At 63.6% G+C, this 21222-nt stretch carries 17 protein-coding genes and 1 tRNA gene; 11 read left to right on the plus strand and 7 right to left on the minus strand.

Features of this window, described 5'->3' with window-relative positions; translation table 11 throughout:
- Positions 1 to 75: 75 nt before the first annotated feature.
- The 4 genes from ABD283_RS02035 (at position 76) to ABD283_RS02050 (ending at position 4501) form a co-directional block, all read left to right on the plus strand.
- Positions 76 to 1347, plus strand: coding sequence for a geranylgeranyl reductase family protein (locus ABD283_RS02035; protein WP_344223404.1), 1272 nt, complete (start codon positions 76 to 78; stop codon positions 1345 to 1347).
- A 22-nt stretch (positions 1348 to 1369) separates the two neighbouring features.
- Positions 1370 to 2419 (plus strand): polyprenyl synthetase family protein, encoded by a 1050-nt coding sequence (locus ABD283_RS02040; RefSeq protein WP_344223405.1) that lies wholly within the window; start codon positions 1370 to 1372, stop codon positions 2417 to 2419.
- Between the two features lie 100 nt (positions 2420 to 2519).
- The gene (locus ABD283_RS02045) at positions 2520 to 4292 is read left to right on the plus strand and encodes a sodium-dependent transporter (RefSeq protein ID WP_344223406.1); all 1773 of its coding nucleotides are present in this window, start codon (positions 2520 to 2522) and stop codon (positions 4290 to 4292) included.
- On the plus strand, positions 4289 to 4501 hold the full coding sequence (locus tag ABD283_RS02050; RefSeq protein WP_344223407.1) for a methionine/alanine import family NSS transporter small subunit: 213 nt from the start codon (positions 4289 to 4291) through the stop codon (positions 4499 to 4501). The genes ABD283_RS02045 and ABD283_RS02050 overlap by 4 nt, the downstream gene beginning before the upstream one ends.
- 161 nt (positions 4502 to 4662) lie before the next feature.
- On the opposite strand, the gene rarD is transcribed toward ABD283_RS02050, so the two are convergent.
- On the minus strand, positions 4663 to 5613 hold the full coding sequence (rarD, locus tag ABD283_RS02055; RefSeq protein ID WP_344223408.1) for an EamA family transporter RarD: 951 nt from the start codon (positions 5611 to 5613) through the stop codon (positions 4663 to 4665).
- Positions 5614 to 5644: 31 nt separating this feature from the next.
- The gene (locus ABD283_RS02060) at positions 5645 to 7048 is read right to left on the minus strand and encodes a DUF6882 domain-containing protein (RefSeq protein ID WP_344223409.1); all 1404 of its coding nucleotides are present in this window, start codon (positions 7046 to 7048) and stop codon (positions 5645 to 5647) included.
- Between the two features lie 189 nt (positions 7049 to 7237).
- Between ABD283_RS02060 and ABD283_RS02065 the strand changes: the two genes are divergently transcribed.
- Positions 7238 to 8605: an SseB family protein gene (locus ABD283_RS02065; RefSeq protein WP_344223410.1), complete on the plus strand. Its 1368-nt coding sequence runs from the start codon at positions 7238 to 7240 to the stop codon at positions 8603 to 8605.
- Positions 8605 to 11316: an MMPL family transporter gene (locus ABD283_RS02070; RefSeq protein WP_344223411.1), complete on the plus strand. Its 2712-nt coding sequence runs from the start codon at positions 8605 to 8607 to the stop codon at positions 11314 to 11316. Before ABD283_RS02065 ends, ABD283_RS02070 begins: the two co-directional genes overlap by 1 nt.
- Before the next feature lie 169 nt (positions 11317 to 11485).
- On the opposite strand, the gene ABD283_RS02075 is transcribed toward ABD283_RS02070, so the two are convergent.
- The gene (locus ABD283_RS02075) at positions 11486 to 13000 is read right to left on the minus strand and encodes a catalase (protein ID WP_344223412.1); all 1515 of its coding nucleotides are present in this window, start codon (positions 12998 to 13000) and stop codon (positions 11486 to 11488) included.
- Positions 13001 to 13045: 45 nt separating this feature from the next.
- Complete coding sequence (locus ABD283_RS02080; RefSeq protein ID WP_344223413.1) at positions 13046 to 13519, minus strand: Fur family transcriptional regulator; 474 nt, start codon at positions 13517 to 13519, stop codon at positions 13046 to 13048.
- A gap of 440 nt (positions 13520 to 13959) precedes the next feature.
- On the opposite strand from ABD283_RS02080, the gene ABD283_RS02085 reads away from it, so the two are divergent.
- Positions 13960 to 16302, plus strand: a complete 2343-nt coding sequence (locus ABD283_RS02085; protein ID WP_344223414.1) for a sigma-70 family RNA polymerase sigma factor — start codon at positions 13960 to 13962, stop codon at positions 16300 to 16302.
- 46 nt (positions 16303 to 16348) lie between these two features.
- Positions 16349 to 17248 (plus strand): zinc metalloprotease HtpX, encoded by a 900-nt coding sequence (htpX, locus tag ABD283_RS02090; protein ID WP_344223415.1) that lies wholly within the window; start codon positions 16349 to 16351, stop codon positions 17246 to 17248.
- 80 nt (positions 17249 to 17328) lie between these two features.
- Here the strand turns inward: htpX and ABD283_RS02095 are convergent, their stop codons facing one another.
- Positions 17329 to 17820 (minus strand): YajQ family cyclic di-GMP-binding protein, encoded by a 492-nt coding sequence (locus tag ABD283_RS02095; protein WP_095796527.1) that lies wholly within the window; start codon positions 17818 to 17820, stop codon positions 17329 to 17331.
- A gap of 207 nt (positions 17821 to 18027) precedes the next feature.
- Between ABD283_RS02095 and ABD283_RS02100 the strand changes: the two genes are divergently transcribed.
- From ABD283_RS02100 to trxA, 3 genes are all read left to right on the plus strand, one after another.
- Entirely contained in the window at positions 18028 to 18348 is a 321-nt protein-coding gene (locus ABD283_RS02100; protein WP_344223416.1) for a hypothetical protein, read from the plus strand.
- 96 nt (positions 18349 to 18444) lie between these two features.
- Positions 18445 to 18526: transfer RNA gene (locus ABD283_RS02105), tRNA-Tyr, on the plus strand.
- Between the two features lie 118 nt (positions 18527 to 18644).
- A complete protein-coding gene (gene trxA / locus ABD283_RS02110; protein ID WP_344223417.1) occupies positions 18645 to 19025 on the plus strand; it encodes a thioredoxin in 381 nt (126 codons plus the stop codon).
- Positions 19026 to 19148: 123 nt separating this feature from the next.
- Here trxA and ABD283_RS02115 read toward each other — a convergent pair whose 3' ends face one another.
- Together ABD283_RS02115 and ABD283_RS02120 are read right to left on the minus strand one after the other, a co-directional pair.
- Positions 19149 to 19862 carry a VIT1/CCC1 transporter family protein gene (locus ABD283_RS02115; RefSeq protein ID WP_344223419.1) on the minus strand — a complete coding sequence of 238 codons (714 nt, stop codon included), beginning with the start codon at positions 19860 to 19862 and terminating at the stop codon, positions 19149 to 19151.
- 90 nt (positions 19863 to 19952) lie between these two features.
- Complete coding sequence (locus tag ABD283_RS02120; RefSeq protein WP_344223420.1) at positions 19953 to 20951, minus strand: DNA-3-methyladenine glycosylase family protein; 999 nt, start codon at positions 20949 to 20951, stop codon at positions 19953 to 19955.
- Positions 20952 to 21222: the final 271 nt, after the last annotated feature.

The raw sequence follows: 21222 nt of genomic DNA on the forward strand, positions 1-21222 counted from the left end.
AAGCTCACCGGCAATGACACAATGGACGACGGAGCGAGCAGTAACAGCTAAGGGCACACGGAGGGCCACGGCAGAGTGAAGGTATTGATCAGCGGGGGAGGACCCGCCGGAGCCACCGCAGCCTACTGGTTGGCCACCCAAGGAATCTCGGTCACGGTGCTGGAGAAAACCAGCTATCCGCGCGAAAAGGTGTGTGGTGACGGACTGACCCCGCGCGCCGTGAAGCAGATGCAGCTCATGGGCCTGCCCCATGACGGCGAGCACGGCTACAAACGCAACCAAGGGCTGCGACTGGTAGCCGACGGGCGCACCGTGGAATTCCCGTGGCCCGAACTCACCGACTTCCCCTCGTACGGCCTGGTCCGCACTCGCGCCGGGTTCGACGAAGATCTGATCCGCCACGCTCAGCGCGCCGGAGCCACCGTGATCGAGAACCGTTCCGTGCAGGATGTGCTGCGCGATGACACCGGCCGCATCATCGGCGTGCGAGCCACCGTGATGGACCCCGCCACCGGCCGCCGCACCTCGGAGACCGAGGACCACCACGCGGACCTCGTGATGGCCGCTGACGGCAACTCGACCCGCACGGCCGTGGCCGCCGGACTGCACCGCCGCAAGGACCGGCCCATGGGCGTGGCGGTGCGGACCTACTATCGTTCCCCGCGCTCCGAGCTGGACTGGATGGAGGGCTGGCTGGAACTGGTGGACGGCACCGACCCCAAGCGCTCGCTGCTGCCCGGCTACGGCTGGGTGTTCGGCGTGGGGGACGGTACCGCCAACGTCGGACTCGGCATCCTGGACACCTCGCCCGCCTTCGGGAAGCTCGACTACCGTGCGGTGCTGCGTGATTGGGCTGCCTCCATGCCCGCGGAGTGGACCTTTGACCCGGAACACCAAGAAGGCCGCGTGGGCTCGGCCGCCCTGCCCATGGCTGCCAACCGCACCCCGCACTACGTTCCCGGTCTCATGCTGCTCGGGGATTCCGCGGGGCTGGTGTCCCCGTTCAACGGTGAGGGGATCTCCAACGCTATGGAATCCGCGCTGTTCGCAGCGTCGTGTGTGGTGGACGCTGCTGAAGCCAACGGTCCGCAGCAGCGCGAGAATGCCCTGGCCCGTTACCCCCAGCTCGTCCACGAGGAATGGGGAGCCCACTTCGTGCAGGGCCGCGCCCTCGCCGAGCTCATCGGCCACCCGGCCCTGTTGAGCGCGGGGGTGCGAGCCGGCATGCGCATGCCCCAGCTGATGAGATTCGCGGTGCAGATCATGACGGAGCTCTCTGACCGCCCCGCCCAGACCTTGACCGATCGTGCCGTAGCGCTCATCGATGCGCTGACACCCGCCCGCTGAATTGTCGATAGAGTGGTACACCGTGACTGAAACCAGCCGACTGAATGGCTCCTTGCGTTTACCCGCGGGATTCGAGCTCATCGCCCAGGACGACCGCCTGGGTCCGCTCGTCGTGGAATCGCTCGCGCAGATCGAGGCGAGGCTGGAAGAAGCACTGCGCTCCACGGACCAGTTGGCGGACGTGACCGCGCGGCACCTCTTGCAGGCCGGCGGCAAACGTGTCCGGCCGCTGCTCACCCTGCTCGCCGCTGAAGCAGCCGGTCAGGTCAATGAGAACGTGATCGAAGCCGCCGCAGTGGTGGAAATGACGCATTTGGCAACGCTCTATCACGACGACGTGATGGACTCCGCCCCGCTGCGCCGGGGTGTTGAGACCGCACAGACCGTGTGGGGCAATTCGGTGGCGATCCTCACCGGCGACCTGATTTTCGCTCGCGCCTCAGCCATGGTCTCTGCATTGGGCCAGGAACCACTGCTGATCCAGGCCACAACGTTTGAGCGACTGGTGATCGGCCAGCTGCAGGAAACCACGGGCCCCGTGGACGGGCAGGACCCCGTGGAGCATTACCTGAATGTGCTGGCCGGTAAGACCGGTTCCCTGATTGCGGCCAGCGGTCAGTTCGGCTCTCTGTTGGGCGGAGCGTCGCGAGACGTGATCAACATGCTGGTCGAATACGGCGAGAAGGTCGGTCTGGCCTTCCAACTCGCCGATGACATCATTGACCTCACCGGTCACGACGATGTTTCTGGCAAGACCCCGGGCACCGATCTGCGCGAAGGTGTGGACACGCTTCCCGTCCTGCTGTTGCGTCGCGATGCTCAGAGCAAGGACCGGGACGTGGCGGATTCCGCCCGTGGGGTGCTGGAACTCATTGACGGTGATCTCTCCAGCGATGAAGCGTTGGCCCAAGCGGTAGCCGCGGTGACCGAGCACTCGGTGTCCACCGAAGCCTGGAACACCGCCAATCGCTGGGCGGATGACGCCATCTCCGCGATTCAGGCACTCCCGGAAACCGTGGCCAAGGCGGCATTGATCGAATTTGCTCACGCGGTGGTGCACCGAGAAGGCTGATACCTCAGTAAGCTGGGGAACATCCAAAAACCGCCCCGCGTCACGCTGTGATCCAGACTGATGCTCGGGCGGGATGTGTTCCCCCTGTGAGGATCATCGAATGTCCACTAAATCTTTACGTGGCAGCGCTTCCAACGAGGCTTTCTCCGGACGCACCATGTTCATCTTTGCCGCCATCGGCTCCGCCGTTGGTCTGGGCAATATCTGGCGTTTCCCCTATGTCGCGTATGACAACGGTGGCGGCGCATTCCTTATCCCTTACCTGGTCGCTCTGCTGACCGCGGGCATCCCTCTGCTGATGCTCGACTACGCGGTGGGTCACCGTTACCGGGCCTCCGCGCCCTTGGCATATCGCCGGCTCCACCCCAAACTCGAAATGATCGGGTGGTGGCAACTGGGTATCTGTGTGGTCATCGCGCTGTACTACGCGATCATTCTCGCGTGGGCCATGCAGTACACGATCTTCTCGTTCACCAAGGCCTGGGGAGATGATCCGGCGGGCTTCTTCATGTCCGATTACATGCAGGTCTCGGATGAAGTCACCATTAGCTTCAACTTCATTTGGCCGGTGTTCATCGCCACAGCCATTGCCTGGCTCGCCCTGTTGGTGGTGCTCATGATGGGCGTGCAGAAGGGCATCGGTCGTATCAATGCCATCCTGATTCCGCTCCTCGTGGTCATGTTCCTGATCATGGTCGGGATCGCCCTGACACTGCCCGGCGCTAGCGGCGGTTTGGATGCTCTGTTCACGCCCTCCTGGGAGGCACTGGGTGACTCCTCCGTGTGGGTTGCCGCGTACGGCCAGATCTTCTTCTCGCTGTCCGTGGGCTTCGGCATCATGATCACCTACGCCGCGTACCTCAAGCCCAAGTCGGACCTGACGGGTTCGGCGCTGGTGGTCGGTTTCGCCAACTCGAGCTTCGAGATCCTGGCGGGTATCGGCGTGTTCGCGGCCCTGGGCTTCATGGCCGCGGCAGCCGGCACCGGTGTGGACGAGGTCGCGACTTCCGGTATCGGGCTGGCGTTCATCGCCTTCCCGGCCATCATTTCCGAGGCACCGTTCGGCGTGCTCATCGGTGTGCTGTTCTTCGGTGCGTTGGCCTTTGCCGGCTTCACTTCCATGATCTCGATCGTGGAAGTGATCGTGGCCGGCTTCCGTGACAAGTTGGGCCTGAGCCGCCCGGTGGCAGTGGCGGTGGTTGTCATTCCGCTGGCGATTGTGTCGCTGCTGTTCTTCCCCACGACCACGGGTTTAAACCTCCTGGACGTGGTGGACGCCTTTGTGAACAACTTTGGCATTGTCGCCGCAGCCCTGATCTCGGTGCTCATGCTGACCGCCGGATTCTCGGCGCTGCCCACTCTGCGCGATCACCTCAACTCGGTGTCCTCGTTCAAGTTGGGCCGTACCTGGATGATCGTGGCCGGCGCTGTCACCCCCGTGGTGCTGGGCTACATGCTGATCGATCAGCTCACGCTCAACCTCGCCGAGGGCTACAACGACATGCCCCAGTGGTTCGTCAACGTGTTCGGCTGGGGTATGGCCGGCGGCTTGGTGGTCATTGCCTACCTGCTGTCCAAGTTGCCCTGGTCCCGTCGCACGTCGGCAGCCTTCACCAGCCCCGCGCCCAGCGTTGAGGATGCCTACCTGGACCGCGACCTGCTGACCCAGGACAAGGCCTTCACCCACTATCGGGGTACGGCCATGCGGAGCCCCGCGTTGGACCAGGACTACTCGTTGCGCGCCATTCAGCACGGCACGGTTGTCCACCAGCGCGCCCCCTGGGACGACCGCACGTCAACCGACGACGACGCTCCGGCGTCCACTTCCGCGGGTCGGGCCACCCGTGACAACCACGAAGGAGGTGCCCGATGAGCACCACCGCCATTGTCATGATGATTGTCGCCATGGTGTTGGTATGGGGCGGGCTTCTGCTCTCCATCGCCAACATCCGACGTTCTCCGGAAGAGGTCGACGAGCTGGACCCGGATTACCCGGAGCAGCCGGACCAGTCTGGTCAGACCGGTCAATCCGGCCAGCCAGGTCAGTCTGACAACGGTCGCGTGAGCGAACCGACCCGCTGAGCCAGCGCCGCCGCCTGCAGGCGAACGCGTAGCAAAGGCCGGGCCCGTTGGATTCCACGTGAAATCCAACGGGCCCCGGCCTTTGTCATACCGCAAGAAACCCGCGGAGAACTCGGTGCGCACCCGCAGGGGAGACCCGCGGTAGCGGCGGGTATCAGAAGCTAAGCTGCGTCCCGCTTGCGCTGGAGCCGGCGCGCACGAGGCGCGCGAACGGCGTCGAGAATCATGAGGAGCACGGCGCACCAGACGATGCCAAAGCCGATCCAGCGCTCGAGTGGCATGGACTCGTCCAGCACCGTGAGTGCCAGGATGAACTGCCCGATGGGTGCCACGTACTGGATCATGCCCACGGTACTCAGGGGGAGTCGGGCGGCAGCGGACCCGAACAGCAGGAGCGGGACCGCGGTGATGATGCCGGATGAAGCCAGCAGCCAGAAGTGGCCCGCCCCCTCGGAGAACAGCGTGACCTGGCCGTCAGAATTCAGGTAGAAGACGGCCGCGAGCGCCAGGGGAGCGATCGCCGCGGTTTCACCGGTGAGGGTGACGAGCGCGGGGTAGCGTCCGCCGATGGTGGATTTGACCAGCCCGTAGAAGCCGAATGAGAACGCCAGCGCCAGGGACAGCCACGGCACGGAGCCGTAGAAAACAGACATGACCAGCACCGCGAGGAACCCCACGATGATGGCCGCCCATTGCAGCGGGCGCAGCTTTTCTCGCAGCACAATGACTCCCAACAGCACCGCCACGATGGGGTTGATGAAGTACCCCAGAGAAGCCTCCAACGTGTGCCCCGTGGTGGTGGCCACCACGTACAGCAGCCAGTTCGTGGCGATCAGAACGCCGGCGATGACCAGCGCGATAACTGCCTTGCCATCCCGGAAGAGCTGCACCAGCGTGCCCAATGACTTGGTGACCGCCAGCAGAATCAGACAGAACAGCACCGAGAACAGCACGCGCATCGCGACGATTTCATACGCGGTGGCGGGCAACAGCAGCACGAAGTACAGGGGCAGCAGCCCCCACAGCCCGTAGGCTCCGAAACCGTACAGAAAACCGGCCCGGGTCCTTTTCTTGCGATCAGGTCCCGAGCCGGTCTCAACGTTATAAGTCACCGTCCGATCCTAACGGCGGACGGCCACTTGATCACACACCGAAGAAGCGGCTGAAGAAGCCCTTCTTCTTCTCGCCCTTCTTCTCCAACTGTTCGTTGGTCTCCACCTCTTCGCCGTCGACCACTGCGGGTGCGGAGATATCCTCGGCGGCGTCCGGGCCGGCCACGGTTTCACCGCGGTGGGCGGTCTCGGATTCGCGTTCCTCACGGACCTCGGTGACCGGGCGATCCTCGGGTTCGGTCACGACAGCCTCGTCCTCGGGAGAGACACCCGGCTGGGAGGCAGCCAGATCCGGCTCGGGGATGCGGGCCATGGTGGTGGTGTTCGGCTGCGGGGAGGCCTCGGGGCCGGCGGTGGTCTCAGAGGTCTCCTCGGGGTCCGGCAGCACGGTGGTCTGCACACGGCCCGGCACAGCCGGTTCCTGAGTGGGTTCCTGGTCGAACGGGCGATCGCCGTCGCGCACCTCGCTCGCGGGAACCGCCACGTCGTCCTCGGGCTGCTCCGGCTCCGGTGCGGAAATGTCCTCGGTGGACAGTTCCTGGGGCAGGGGCTCTTCCTCGCTCGCCGACGCCGCCTTGGCAGCCTCGCGCTCGCGGCGCTCGTTCTCTGCCGCCTCGCGTTCGCGCTGGTTCTTCTCCTCGGCTTCGGCCCGCTGGCGTTCACCCAGCTGGACAGCCAGGTTCATGGCGGCCCGGCGGTCCTCGCGCAGTGCCTCGCGGTGGGTTTCGGCCTGGCGTTCGAGTTCTTCCAGCTCCTTCTCGCCCACCGAGGGTTCGGCCGGTTCCACACCGGTGATCTGGTGGTCGTCGAACCAGAAGCGCTGAGCGCCGTCGTGAACGGTGACCACGCACGTGGCGTCCGTGTCCCATTCGACGTGGGCACCGCGCAGGGCGGCATAGCTGTTCACGGCAAGGTTGTGGTCCACGGCGGTGTCGGTGGTCAGGGATTCGCCGATCACCTGCATCATGCGCTGTTCGGTCAGGCGCGGCAGCTCGAACGCATCGCCGTCGAGCAGCAGCCACGCGGTGATATTGCCGCCGGCGCGGGCGGGGTAATGCGCGTACAGACCTGTGACGGCCTTGGACGCCAGAGTGAGCCGACGGGCCAGGCCGTCCTGGATGGGCTGCTCATCGGTGGTCAGCTCGTCGATTTCCAGCCGCTGGCCGGCCTCCTTGGCCTGCACCGCGGCCGAGACGACCTCGGGGTTGAAGTGGCCCAGTTCCTGCCAGGACCAGATCCAGCTGCCGCGTGAAGCGGACTCGGTGCCCAACAGGTACGGGGTCAGCGTGACGGGCGGGGTCGTCTGCAGGGTGAACGACGGCGCGGAAAAATCCACGTCCCAATCCGCACCCTGAGACAGTTCCGCCAGCACTGCCTGGTATTCGGTGGAGATGAAAATAGAAGCGTCGATCAGCTCCTGCAAGGTTTTTGTCATAACACCCAGGCTAACAACTGGGGCGGCACCTCTGCGCAGCTCATGTCGGTTTTGCCGCGTCTGGCAGAAACATCTCAGGCTGCTGCCGCCGTTGCGGCGTTCGATAGGGTTGTTTGCAGTGAACGCGCGGGGAAAACCCGCTCTATCAACCAGCACCGGACCGCCGGGCCGAAGGGACAGATACTCACTATGACCTCAACTCCGCACACCGAACAGGACCCGGGTACACGCAGCGAACGAGAACTGGTGGCGGAGATCGGCCGCTGGGTGCTGTCCGTGCTGCGGACGGAACCCGGGTGGGACTCCATGCGCGTGGATTTCAAGCCGCAGGGTGAGCGCGTGTACTTGCGGGTTGCGGAGAATCGGGACGGCACGGCAATTCCAGGAGCTGCCGGGCCCATCAAACAGGACAGTCCCGTATTGAACGCTCTCGACGAGCTGCAGCGCAGTTGCTATCTCAAGGGCCGGGGTTCCTGGTTCTCCGTGAGCGTCACGATCGCTGCGAAGGACTGGCCCGAACCCGACTATCGGTTTGCCGCGCGCTACAACTATCAAGACCTGCCGCCTCAGTTCTCGAACGAGGGCCAGTACGGGGCACAGGACATTGCCACTCACCTCAGCGCCTTTCCCCGCACGGCCGCTCGCACCCCGGAATGGGCGATCGGGATCACCGGTGAACAAGGTATCGATCTCGAGTTCGTGGATCCCATGGACGACCAGAGCGCCCAGGCCGACGACGCCCATCCCCGGTTGCGCGAGGCCATCGCCCAGTACGTGGCGAACCCCGTGGACCAGGCCATGGCCAATGTGCTGCGTGAAGCCATGACCGGCGTGGTTCTGCTGGACATCACCGGTTCCGATCTGGTGCCAGGGGAGGACGGTCAGCCCGTGGGGCCGGAATCGAACATCCGGGTCCAGGCACTGGGACAGAAGGACGGCACCCGGGCGTTGGCGGTGTACACGACCACCGAGGAAGCACGCACGGTGTTCCGGGAGAACAACAAGGACTCCGAGAAGACCGAACCCGTCCTGTTCCGGCAGCAGTCCGCTGCGGTGTTGAACATGGTGGCCACGGACCCGCAGTATGACGAGCTAGTGTACGACCCCGGGGGAGAGAACCCCATGCGTATCAAGCGCGAGCAAATCGAGTGGGTCAACCGCACTCCGCATAATCGGGCGGTCAAGGACGCGCTGTTGGACAACAACATGTCCGGGTTGCTCGCGGCGGTCCTCAACCCCAACGGTCAGTTGCTGTTCGGTACCCGGGACCAGGACGGTAAGTCCATGCCCGTGATGGTGCAGCCCCAGGACCCGAACGCGGCCCCGGACACCATCATGGTGTTCACCTCCGCCGCGGAGATCGCCGCCCTGGACACCAGCCTGCAGGTCCGGGCCGCGCCCTCGCGTGAGGTTCTGAAGTTTGTGGTGGATTCGGGCGCCGCCGGCATGTGCGTCAATGCCTTACCCCCGGTGGCCACCATTCCGACCGAGCAGTTGCGGGAGCTCCTCGAACTGGTCGCGCAGCAGGAGAACCAGCAGCAAGACGAACAGCGCTAATGGCCACGCTGCTGTACCGGGTGGGCGCGTGGTGCGCCCGGAAGGCTCCGGCCATCATGATCGTGTGGCTCATGATTCTCGCGCTCGCCGGTGCAGCGGCACTCGTTTTCGCCAAGGGAACGAGCAGCCAGTACTCGGTGCCGGACGCACCGTACCAACGGGTGCTCGACGAGATGAATGAGCGTATGCCCGAGGCCACCTTCGGTTCGGGCACCGTGGCGTTCCGCAGCGCGGACGGTCAGGCATTCACCGAGAAACAACGGAGCGAGATCACCGCGGCTCTGAACGGCGCGGCCGAGGACGTCCCGGTCATTTCATCGGTCACGGACCCGTTCGAGACACAGGAGCAACTGGACGGTGCCGCCCGTGGTGTCTCTGACGGCCAACAGCAGCTGGAATCCGGCCGTGAGGAACTCGAACGTGGCGAACGCGAGCTAGCACAACAGCGCGACGAGCTCGATCGCGCCTCGCAGGAGCTGGATCGTTCCCTGGGACAGCTCCCGGGCAACCGTGACCGAGAAGAGGCCGCTCAGCTCAACCCCGAGTTGGCCGATCAGATCGACCAACTCGAAGCCGGCCAGCGGCAGCTCCAGGAAGGCGAGACCCAGCTCCGGGAGTCCCGGCAAGAGCTGGACTCCCGCTCGGAAGAACTCACCGCGGCCCAGCGCCGGACCGCGCTCACGGAGGAACAGCGATTCGTCACCCAGGACGGGTCAGTGGCTCGAGGCATTGTGGACTTCGCCAAGAACCCCACGTCCATGAGCGGAGATGAACGCGAGCAGGTCACGTCCGCGATCAGTGGCGGTCTGCCCGCCGGCGTGATGGCCGACTACTCCGTGGAAATCACCCAGGACGTCTCCGGGCTCGTAGGGTCCACCGAAATTATCGGTATCGTCGTGGCCGCCCTCGTGCTGTTCATCGTGCTGGGGACCATTGTCATGGCGGGTCTACCCGTGGCCAGCGCCGTGATCGGTTGCGGCACGGGAGTGGCCCTCGTTTATGCCTTGTCCTCGGTCGTGGACATGACCGCGACCGACCCGGTGCTCGCACTGATGCTCGGCATGGGCCTGGGCATCGATTACGCGTTGCTCATCACCCACCGCCATCGCACCAACTTGCTGGACGGGATCCCGCTGCGCGAATCCATTGCGCGGGCTACCGGCACAGCGGGCACTTCTGTACTCTTCGCCGGCCTGACCAACGTCATTGCTCTGGCCGCCCTGGCCACCGTGGGCATCCCGTTCCTGGGAACCATGGGCCTGGCAGGAGCGGGCACCGTCATGCTGGTCATCCTGGCCTCGGTGACTGTCACCCCGGCGTTGCTGTCACTGGTGGGGCCTCGCGCGGTGCCCGCCAAGACATGGCGCGAGCGCGGTTTTACCGAACACGGTGAAAAAGCCGCACCGCCTCAGGGCGCGAGCCCGGCGGCGTCGGCGGAGGCGCGATCTGCTCGATCGAGCGCCCACGAGCAGGCCGAGCGCATCGAAGCCGAGGTGCGCCGCAGCGCTGAGACCGCAGGAACCGAACCCGGTGCGATGGCGTTGTCACGGGCCAATAAGGGATGGGGCGCGTTCGTCACCAGGCATCCGATCGCCATGATTGCGGTAGCAGTGCTCGTCCTCCTGGCACTGGCGTTGCCCGCAATGCAACTGCGCCTGGGCCTTCCCGACGGCGCCGCAGAACCTCCCGGGTCCACGGCGAATACCGCTTACCACGCGGTGTCGGAGAACTTCGGGGAAGGCGCCAACGCACCTATCGTGACCATGGTGTCCCTGCCGGAAGAGAATCGGTCCCGCGAACAGGCTGACGCCGCCGCTCTTGATGTCTCCGAGTACATTGCGGGCATGGAAGGCGTGGTGACGGCCGTGCCGGCGACCATCAGCGATGACTTCCGAACCGCTCTGGTGACAGTGACGCCGGAAACCGGGCCCGCGGATGCGCGCACCGAAGAACTCGTCACGGAGCTGCGGGACCAGCGCGAAGCGATTCAGGACGCAACCGGTACGGACGTCGGATTCACCGGCCAGACCGTGGCCAATATCGACATCTCGGACACGCTCAACGCCGCACTACCGGTCTACATGGCCATTGTGCTGGTGTTGTGCCTGGTCATCATGCTGTTGGTGTTCCGCTCCATCTGGGTGCCCGTCATGGCGACACTCGGGTTCATCTTCTCGACCGTGGCAAGTTTCGGCGCCGTGGTCATGGTCTACCAAATGGGCTGGGGAGCGGATTTCTTCGGTGTGCACGAGCCCGGGCCCATCCTGGCGTTCCTGCCCATCCTGCTGGTGGGTGTGCTGTTCGGGCTGTCCGTGGACTACCAGATCTTTATCGTCTCCGGCATGCGCGAGGCGTATATGCGGGGGTTCGAAGCGCACGACGCCGTGCGGGTGGGTTATCGACAGGGCGGTACCGTGGTGACCGCGTGCGGAGTGATCATGGTGTCCGTGTTCGCCGGCTTCATCTTCGCGCACGTGTCCGTGGTTCGACCCATCGGCTTTGCCCTGGCCTTCGGAGTGGCCATGGATGCGTTCCTCATCCGCACCACCTTCATCCCGGCCACCATGCAGCTGTTGGGCAAACACGCATGGTGGCTGCCTCGCTGGTTGGATCGGATCCTGCCCAACGTGGATGTGGAAGGGGAGAAACTCAACGAGCGTCTCGCGGCGGAGGATCGGAAGGGGCGGGAACTGTCGAACGCGGCCGGATGACGCGGCGTCGTCGTTCGTGAAACTGCGCCATTCTGGGCCGAGGCGAAGAAACGGCGCCGAACAGAAAAAGGTCCTGCCCCCGCGTGGAGCGGGGACAGGACCTTCCGCATAGCAACTGACAGTCGTTCTCCGACCGATCAGCTACCGATCATCGCCTGTGCGCGGCCGATCAGATGCCGTACGCGTCGTTCCCTGCGTCGCGAGCAACGGCCTCTCGCACGCGCTTGCCGAGATCCGAGTCAACGTTCTCCCAGTACTGGAAAGCACGTTCCTGGATGGCCTCGTCAGCCACATCACCCACGTGACCGGCAATGTTCTCGACCGTCATGGTCTTTTCCTCGTCGCCGAAGACCTCGCGGTAGAGCGTGCCCGCCTGGCCGAAATCATCGTCCTCGGAGTGCAAGGTGGCTGCGGCGCGCAGCATGTCGCCGTCGGATTCCCATCGCAACTCGTCAGCGGCGTCCTTGCCGCCAGCCACCGGGCCACCCGTGGAATTGGGTGCGTAGACCGGCTGGTTGGGGTGCTTGAACGAGTAGCGCATGGGGCCGTCTTGCGAGTAAGAGTTCTGCTCGGCACGGTACGGAAAGTTCACGGGCAGGTCCGCGAAGTTCGGGCCAATGCGGTGACGGTGGGTGTCCGGGTAGGAGAACACACGGGTCATCAGCATTTTGTCCGGAGAAATCTCCACACCCGGAACGGTATTACCCGGGGAGAACGCAGCCTGCTCGATCTGAGCGAAGTAGTTCAGCGGGTTCTGGTTCAGGGTGAACTTGCCCACCTTGATACGGGGGTAGTCCTTCTTGGAGACCGTCTTGGTGACGTCGAACGGGTTGAAGCGGTAGTTCTTGGCATCCTCGTACGGCATGATCTGCACGTACACGCTCCACGAAGGGAAGTCACCGTTCTCGATGGCTTCGTAGAGATCGCGGCGGTGGGCGTCTGCGTCCGCGCCAGCGATTTTCTCGGCCTCATCACCGGTCAAGCATTCGACGCCTTGGTCCGAGACGAAGTGGTACTTGACCCAGAAACGCTCGCCGGCCTCGTTGACCCACTGGAAGGTGTGGGAGCCGTAGCCGTTCATGTGACGGTAGGACTTGGGGATGCCTCGCGGGCCCATCAGGTAGGTCACCTGGTGTGCGGACTCGGGGGACTGGGTCCAGAAGTCCCACTGCATGGTGTTGTCACGTAGTGCCGAGCCGGGGAGCCGCTTCTGGGAGTGGATGAAGTCCGGGAACTTGATGCCGTCACGAACGAAGAAGACAGGGGTGTTGTTACCCACGATGTCGAAGTTGCCTTCGGTCGTGTAGAACTTCAGCGAGAATCCACGAGGATCGCGCCAGGTGTCAGGAGAGCCCTGCTCGCCGGCCACCTGCGAGAAACGAGCCAGCATGGGCGTCTTGGTGCCCGGCTGGAACACGGCGGCCTTGGTGTATTGGGAGACGTCCTCGGTGATTACGAGTTCACCAAAAGCCCCGGAGCCCTTGGCATGCACCACTCGCTCCGGAACGCGCTCGCGGTCGAACGCAGCCAGCTTCTCGACCACATAGGAGTCATGGAGAACGATGGGCCCGTCAGCGCCGACGGACAGAGAGTGCTCGTCAGAAGCTACTTTCTTACCCAACTGGTCAGTAGTTGCAGAGCCGGTCTTGCGAAGGCCGTGTTCGTGGGGAGTGTTGTCAGACACAGTTCCTCCTGGGTGATGGATGAGATCCGACGGACGTGCGGTCATTTACTTCGCGGTGGTTCCGTTCGTCATGTCTTCCTGACATTGCGGGCAGATCCCCCGATACACCACCTCGGCGGACAGCAGTTTCATGCCGTGGTCCTCTGAAGGTGTGAGGCACGGGGTGTCTCCCACTGCGCAGGCAACATCCTCGATCATGCCGCAGTTGATGCAATACGCGTGGTGGTGATTGTCGCCGGTGCGGGTTTCGTACCGTGCCGGCGAGCCGGGCGGTTCGAACTTGGACACCATGCCAATGGTCGTGAGGTCGGCGAGGACCACATAGACGGACTGCACCGAGATTTTCGGTAGGACCTGACGGACCTGTCGAACCGTGTCATCCGCAGTGGCGTGGGGCATGGCCTCCACAGCATCAAGTACCGCGAGGCGTTGTTTGGTGACCCTGCGTCCGTTCAAACGCAGCTGCTGGGCCCACTCCTGCTGTGAGGGGTGGCTTGCGCCTGTCTGCGTGGTCTCCATGAACCCCACGATAACGTTATTTTGAGTCACTCACAATAGAGCGATGTGGTGCACCTCGGGTGAAGAGTTTTAAAAATCTTTCCGGTTCTCGCGTCACGTTTTGGGTGCTGCGCTGTCTACATAATGAATCGGGCGCGGGCTGCGAACGATTCCGGACGACCCTTTCGCTCGGGGGTCGACGTACCGCGGCAGTTGGAGCAGATGGACCGGGGAGGGCCCTGCACAGCGGTGGGCTAGAGCGACCAATTTCCGAGCGGGCTGCTCGGGATGGGGGAGAGACGGGTGACATAGGAGACGGGGGTGCGGACCAGGGGAGACACCGCACCCCCGGCCCACCTCTATAAACATTGGGTACCGATTTCGTCACAGTCGGTATCTCGAGTCATGTACCGGCGCTGTGCTGACACAATAGATGGACCCGTCAGCACCCTTAAGGCGCCATGGAAGACTTTCAACGTCCCGCCCCGTGGGGCGGTCAGCAGAACCCGAAACCAGCGGCCAATGATGAGTCGCTGATCGAGGCTGTCCGAAACGGTGACAATGAGGCGTTCGGCGAGCTCTACACACGTCACCGCGGCGCGGTTCTTGCGGTTGCACGCTTACACAGCAACAATCACGCGGAGGCCGAGGACATCACCTCGGAAGCTTTCACCCGCGTTCTCGCGCTTCTGAAGACCGGTGGCGGTCCGCGACAATTCTTGCGCGCCTACCTGGTCACCGCCGTGTCCCGCTTGGCTGCTGACCGCGCCAACGATCTCAACCGCACCCAGCCGCAGGAGCCCCAGGAACAGGGCAAGCTGGACCGGATCCAACTTTTCGACGACACCGTGGTCCGTCAGGTCGACGCCGCCGTCGTCGCCAGGGCCTTCGCGTCACTGCCCGAGCGATGGCAGGAAGTGCTCTGGTACCTCGAGATCGAGGGGTACCGTCCCCGAGAGGTCGCCTCTGTCGTGGGGATTCAGCCCAACGCCGTTTCGGCACTGGGCAAGCGTGCGCGAAATGGCCTGCGTACCGCGTACATGCAACAGCATGTCTCCGCGCAGGCGCTCGAGGAGTGCGGTGAGTACTCCGCGCAGCTGGGTGCGTTCGTCCGTGGCACGCTCACCCCGTCCAAGATGAAGCTCATGCAGGACCACCTCGATTCCTGCGAGCGATGCACGGCGGAATACCTCCAGCTCCAGGACCTGGGCGTGGGTCTGCGCGGTTGGATCCTGCCCATTCTGGCGGGCCTGCCGCTCTGGGGCGACGCTTCCGAGCGTTTGCTCGCCGCCCTCGGCACGGTCGGTGCTGGCGGGGCCGCCGGCGTCTCTGGTTTGGTGTCCGGGACGACGACGCCGCTCGGTGCCGGCGCAGAAGTCACCTCAGCTCCTGCTTCGGCTGGAGCGGCGTCTGTGGGCCCCGCGACGCCGGTGGCATCGACGGCCTCCTCAGGTACTACAGGTGCTGCCACGTCAGCGGCGTCGGCAACATCCGCGGGTACTGCGACGTCAGCGGCCTCAACGACGGCCGTTTCGTCTGCCGCAGGCGGGGTTCTGGCCGGTTCGGCCACCAAAGTCATCCTGGCCGCGGCCGGCGTGGCCGTGGCTGGGGCGGGCACCGCGGGAATCATCGCGGCGATCCAGCAGGATTCTTCCGAAGTAGAGAACACCCGGCAGGCGCAGCCGGCCACTGAAGACCCAGCCGGTTCTGAGCCTTTGGGAGACATCGGTGACCGGTTGGGTGCCGGTGGTGATTCTGCTGCCGATTTCAAGCCTGACCGGGCAAATGCTGCGGCCGGCGACACAGACGCGAGTGGCGAGAATTCATCGGGTTATTCCGCGGGCGGGAACCCTGCGGATGGTACTTCAGGCGGGACTGGCGCTCTACTGGGGCAGGTGTCGCCGAGCACTGATGGTCAGAACGTCAACGGCTCCGAACCTCGTGATGCGTTGTCGGGTAACGGAGCGCTCCTGCCGTACCTGTCCGACCGGAACTTACCGGCGGACAATCCCGGTAGAACCGATGCGCCAGCATCACGCGGGGCCCCTGACGTGCCCCAGCTCAATATCCCTTTGACACCCACATTGCCCGGACCCATTCTGCCCGTAGAGCCTCCGGCTCCTGAGGACTCCGGTCCCCGCAACGGACCGGGAACCGGCCTCGATGTTGACGGGGCAGATGGTGAGTTCCCGGAGGCGCCCGGAGCGGTTGAACCCTCTGGGCCGTCCTCGACACCCACCCCCGGGAACCCTGCTTCCGAAGAGCCGGGTAACGGGGAATCGGATTCGGAGGGCCCCGAACCCGGAGAGCCCGGTGCCGATAATCCCGGTGCTGATGATCCTGGCAGCCCAGGCAGGGACGACAACGACAATGACGACCCGGAAAACCCCAGAGACCCGGGCAATGGCAACAATGACCCTGAAGGCACCGGAAACACTGATCCTGGTGGCACGGGCAACACCAATCCTGGGGGCACCGGGAATACGAATCCTGACGAAACGGGGAACACCAATCCTGGGAACCAGCCCACTACCCCGGGTAGGGGAACACCGGTGACGCCGGGAGCGCCGTCGTCTCCCAATAATCCGCCCCTGGCTGGGCCGGGTACGGAACCCACTGGACCCGCGGTGGATCCCGACGCGGAACCACCCCAACCGGTGCCGGTGCCGGGCGAGGAAATTGGCGAGCGCGCGAATGACCTCATGGACGATTCCCAGCCGGTTACAGGTTGGTGGGGAACACTTCCGGAGGGATGGGTGTTGTCCGATTGGATAATTTTTATTCAGATCGTCATACGCCCCTAGATCCCACAGAAGTCGTGTGGTGGCGCGGCGCGGAGGAGAAGGTGGAATGCACAAGCATTACAACGGGCTGAAAACCGTGCTGCTCTTGGGTGGCATGTGGGCGGTACTGCTGGCGATTGGTGCCGTGATTGCTGGTGCTACGCGCAGCTCCGTGTTCATCGTGATTTTCGCGGTAATCGGCCTGATCGGCACGGCGTACAGCTACTGGAACTCCGACAAACTGGCCATCCGTTCCATGCGAGCCATTCAGGTGACGCCACAGCAGGCTCCCACCATGTACCGGATCGTGCATGAACTCTCGCAGCGTGCGGGGCAGCCCATGCCGCGTCTGTACATCGCGCCGACCATGAGCCCCAATGCCTTCGCCACCGGGCGTAACCCCGAGAACGCGGCAGTGTGCTGTACCGAGGGCATCCTGCAGATCCTTGATGAGCGAGAGCTCCGAGGGGTGCTGGGCCACGAGCTGATGCACGTGTACAACCGGGACATCTTGACGTCCTCCGTTGCTGCAGCTGTTGCCGGGCTCATCACTTCAGCTGCCCAGTTCCTACAGTTCGCGGCCATTTTCGGTGGTCGCGGTGGGGACCGTAACGGAAACCCGTTGGTGGCCCTGCTCATGGCGTTCTTGGCACCGGTGGCAGCCATGGTCATTCAGATGGCCATCTCCCGAACCAGGGAATACGACGCTGACCAGGACGGCGCTCAGCTCACCGGTGACCCGTTGGCGCTGGCGTCCGCACTGCGGAAGATCGAGGGTGGCGCCTCGCACCGACCCATGAACCCCAACGATCAGAAGGTGGTCAATACGTCGCACCTGATGATCGCCAACCCGTTCCGCGGTGGCGGGCTCAAGAGCATGTTCCGTACGCACCCCTCAACCGATGACCGTGTGGCTCGCTTGGAGAACATGGCGCGTAGCGGCGGTTTCTACGGACCCCGTAACTGACGCCTTAGTAAGCCAGCAGTACGTTGCACATGGAGAGGCCGTGACCCATTCGTGGGTCACGGCCTCTCTGCTGCGTGATGTCAGCGGTAGTTGACGAACTGAAGATCAACCTCCAGCTCTGAGCCCTTGAGTAGGGCAATGACATCCTGCAGATCGTCGCGGGACTTGGATGAGACGCGCAGCTCATCACCCTGGATGGTGGCCTTCACACCCTTGGGGCCTTCGTCGCGGATGAGCTTGGTGATCTTTTTCGCCTGGTCCTGGGCGATGCCCTCCTTGATGGTGGACTCGATGCGGTATTCCTTGCCGGACGCATAGGGTTCGCCGTCATCCAAGGACTTCAAGGAGATACCGCGCTTGACCAGCTTTGACTGGAAGACATCCAGAACGGCTTGAGCGCGTTCTTCGGAGTTGGCCTTGATCAAGATCTTTTCACCGGAGAAATCGATCTCGGCCCCCACGCCGCGGAAATCGTAGCGCTGGGACACCTCCTTCTGGGCCTGGTTGAGCGCGTTGGAGACCTCCTGCTTGTCTACCTTGCTGACCACGTCGAACGAAGATTCTGAAGCCACGATGTTCCTTTCACTGCGTTTTGGAGGCGTGCTGGTAACTCTTGACGACCAGCCTAGTGGTCGGCGCCCGTCGAGGTTGTTATCAACTTGTCATCGGGAGCACAGGCGGATCTCAGGACCGCGGGCGAGGATGAGTGCATGACTCAGATCGACAGCAGCCGTTCTGCTTCTTCCCATCATTCTTCCTTGTCAGGACGCGTTCTACCCATGAAAAAGCAGTCGCGTATCCGAGTGCCCGGCGTCAAAGCCTCCAAGTCTGTACTCCGCCGGGGCAGTAGTGCCCTGGCAGGAACTGCGCTTGCCGCAGGCTTGATCGTTGGTGGCTCCGGAGCCGCTCAAGCTCAGCCACCGCGCGCGCTCATGACGCCGCCCGCGATCCAGCCCGGGTCGATGACCGGTCAGGGCGTGGCGGTTCAACGTCGCTTGGACGGTATCCGGCAGGATCTGGACCGCGCCGTCGCCGTGGGTGATGTGACTCGAGAACAGGCTGATGCATTTGTTGCCAAGCTCGTTCGGCACATGGACTGACAGGCCCGATTTTGGTGACGAGGACATCCCTGTGTAATGTTGAGGTGCTCCCGCTCGCGGGGGCACCTCATTGCTCATCCAGGTGAGTGATGCCGCGGCAGATTACCCGAGCGGCCAAAGGGGGCTGACTGTAAATCAGCTGGCTATGCCTACGGGGGTTCGAATCCCTCATCTGCCACGAAAAAAATCCCGGACCGGATGGTCCGGGATTTTTCATGTTCGCGGCCAACGCGTGGAGTCTTGTGCCAGCAGTGAACGCTCTGGGGTTGAAACTCCCGGCACTTTAGGCTGGATCCATGGCTACTGTAGACATCACCCAAGACACTCTGGGCCAGACCATTTCCGACAATGACATTGTCCTGCTGGACTGGTGGGCGGACTGGTGCGGCCCCTGCAAGCAGTTTGCTCCGACCTACGAGGCCGCATCCGAGAAGCACTCCGACATCGTGTTCGGCAAGGTGGACACTGAGGATCAGCAGGGATTGGCTGCCGCTGCGCAGATTTCTTCCATTCCCACTCTCATGGCTTTCCGTGAGGGCATTCTGGTGTTTTCTCAGCCCGGTGCTATGCCGGAGAACGCTCTGGACCAGGTCATTGACGCAGTCAAGGGCTTGGACATGGAAGAGGTTCGTGCCGAGGTCGAGAAGCAGGCCGCCGAAGGCGAGCAGGCCAACTGACCCAGTTCAAGACTTAACAGCTCAGGGGCGTTCTCCACATGGAGAACGCCCCTGAGGCATTTAAGCGGGTGACCGTCAGGCCACGTTTCGTCCGCACGGGAAACCCTGCAGTCCCAAACCTGCTCAGACAGCCGTCACACCGAGCAATGAACCGATGAGGAACGTGGCGCCAAGGGCGAGTGTACCGCCAATGACCACCCGGGCGCCGGCGCGGCCCACGTGCGGGGTGCCACCTAGCCTGGCGCCTAAAGTGCCCGTGATTGCTAGGGCCGCAAGCACGGCCACGAATGTGACGGGGATTCGCCATTCCGGCGGGGGTAACAAGATGGCCAGCATGGGCAGGATCGAACCGAGTAGGAAAGCCAGTGCGGAGGCCCACGCGGCGGCCCATGGGCTCGGGATGTCCTCCGGGTCGATGCCCAATTCGGCGTCGAGGTGCGCGAGAAGTGCGTTTCGCTCGGTGAGTTCGACAGCCACTTGCCTCGCGGTCTCGGGGGAGAGCCCGCGCGAGCGATAGATGTCAGTCAGCTCTTGAAGCTCCGCCTCCGGCATTTCTTGAAGTTCGCGTTTCTCTTTGGCGATCAGCGCCTCTTGCGAGTCTTTCTGGCTGGATACGGATACGTATTCACCCAGAGCCATGGACAGCGCTCCGCCAATCACTGCGGCGGAACCGGCCACGAGAATCGGCCAGGAACTGGCGGTTGCCCCGGCAACGCCAACCACAGTTGCTGCCACCGACACGATGCCGTCGTTGGCGCCCAGTACTCCGGCACGGAGTTTATTGAGTTTCTCTCCGTACTTGTCGTTGTGGGGCTCGGCAAGGACATGTTCGCTCATACTCCAAGCATGCTCCGGCCCATGGGATTTAGCTAGCTAGGTTAACCAATCCTCAGTTGCCCCTTGCAGTCCTGGAACTCGCGAGAACTCTTAATGCCAGCGGTGATCCGCGGGTGACAAGCGCGGCCCGAATGACGGTTTGCGGTGACCGCTCGCCTTGATCAAACGCACCACGCGCTGGCGGTGCCCCCGCCACGGTTCCAGGAGCTCTTCCATGCGTTGATCCGACCCCGGAGCGCCGTCGAAGAACCAACACACATAATCGGCCAGGTGGTAGTCGCGCACGCTGATGCCGTCCGGGTCCGCATGAGTGCACTGGGTGATTTCCGCTGCGGTCCACACACCGATGCCGTTGAAGGTTTGCAGCTTTGCGCGCACGACCGCGGGGTCCTGGATCAGTCCCAACCGTTCCACCGCGCTCGAACGATGAATGACTCTCATGATGGTCGCGGAACGGTGCGGATCGACGCTCGCTCGGTGCCACTGCCATGAGGGGACTCTCCGCCATTGTTCCGGGGAAGGTGGCACATACATCCCGGTGGGTGCCGGCCCCGGCGCGGTTTCACCCGCCAGCCGGACCAGGTAACGATAAGCGCGGATGGCCTCGATGGCAGTGACGCGTTGCTCGATCACGGCAATTACCGCTCGATCGGTCACGGCCCCGGTGGCCGGGAGACGGAGCCCGGGGTGACGGCGCCGTGCTTGTCGCAATCGCTCGGGAAGCAGGGCATATGCGGAAGATTCCTCGAACGTGGTCCAATCATCCGCGGCACCGCACCAGTACGGAGCGCGGGAGATCCACTCGGGCGCGCCAGGACCCCACGCATCAACCACGATGTCCCGTTCCAAGGCCGTTGCGGCGGTTCCACCCGGAGATCGGGTGAATCGAGCGGACACGGCCAGGCCCCGATGTCTGGTTGTGATCCACACGCACTCGGGGGAGATGACCCTCAGTGTGGGGTCGTTCGTGCCGCGACCGAGCACTGCCAGGGTCTGCCCCAGGTGAACGGGCCCGCTCGGGGTCCATCGGAGCCGAACGGGCTCCGCCGTGGACTGCTGCGCGGGAGCAGCGGGGACTTGCAGGATCATGCTCGTCATCATTCCACGGGCCTAGGACACGCATAAGCGACCTATCCCACGTGTGGATCGACGCCCGCCTCAGACTTGTGGGCCTCGAAAATTTCCTCTCGTTTACATGTTCATCTGCGTGTGGGAGGGCTGGGATATCCTGCCCTCGACCACTACTCACGTGAGGAAAATCCGTGTCCACTTTGCCCGCGCGCGCCACAGTCACCAGAGGTGGACTGTGGGCTCGGGCGAGCGGAAAAAGGAACTTTCTGCGCTGGGCGCCCTGTGTGAC

The sequence above is a fragment of the Kocuria atrinae genome (assembly GCF_039531425.1).
In the GTDB taxonomy this organism is placed as follows: Bacteria; Actinomycetota; Actinomycetes; order Actinomycetales; family Micrococcaceae; genus Kocuria; species Kocuria atrinae.

Excerpts from the sequence above, each read along its gene's own strand:
- ABD283_RS02065 (WP_344223410.1), top strand. The coding sequence starts at position 7,238 with ATGACCTCAACTCCGCACACCGAACAGGACCCGGGTACACGCAGCGAA.
- ABD283_RS02045 (WP_344223406.1), top strand. The coding sequence starts at position 2,520 with ATGTCCACTAAATCTTTACGTGGCAGCGCTTCCAACGAGGCTTTCTCC.
- ABD283_RS02120 (WP_344223420.1), bottom strand. The coding sequence starts at position 20,951 with ATGATCCTGCAAGTCCCCGCTGCTCCCGCGCAGCAGTCCACGGCGGAG.
- ABD283_RS02100 (WP_344223416.1), top strand. The coding sequence starts at position 18,028 with ATGAAAAAGCAGTCGCGTATCCGAGTGCCCGGCGTCAAAGCCTCCAAG.
- ABD283_RS02050 (WP_344223407.1), top strand. The coding sequence starts at position 4,289 with ATGAGCACCACCGCCATTGTCATGATGATTGTCGCCATGGTGTTGGTA.
- ABD283_RS02060 (WP_344223409.1), bottom strand. The coding sequence starts at position 7,048 with ATGACAAAAACCTTGCAGGAGCTGATCGACGCTTCTATTTTCATCTCC.
- trxA (WP_344223417.1), top strand. The coding sequence starts at position 18,645 with ATGGCTACTGTAGACATCACCCAAGACACTCTGGGCCAGACCATTTCC.
- ABD283_RS02115 (WP_344223419.1), bottom strand. The coding sequence starts at position 19,862 with ATGAGCGAACATGTCCTTGCCGAGCCCCACAACGACAAGTACGGAGAG.
- htpX (WP_344223415.1), top strand. The coding sequence starts at position 16,349 with ATGCACAAGCATTACAACGGGCTGAAAACCGTGCTGCTCTTGGGTGGC.
- ABD283_RS02085 (WP_344223414.1), top strand. The coding sequence starts at position 13,960 with ATGGAAGACTTTCAACGTCCCGCCCCGTGGGGCGGTCAGCAGAACCCG.
- ABD283_RS02080 (WP_344223413.1), bottom strand. The coding sequence starts at position 13,519 with ATGGAGACCACGCAGACAGGCGCAAGCCACCCCTCACAGCAGGAGTGG.
- ABD283_RS02070 (WP_344223411.1), top strand. The coding sequence starts at position 8,605 with ATGGCCACGCTGCTGTACCGGGTGGGCGCGTGGTGCGCCCGGAAGGCT.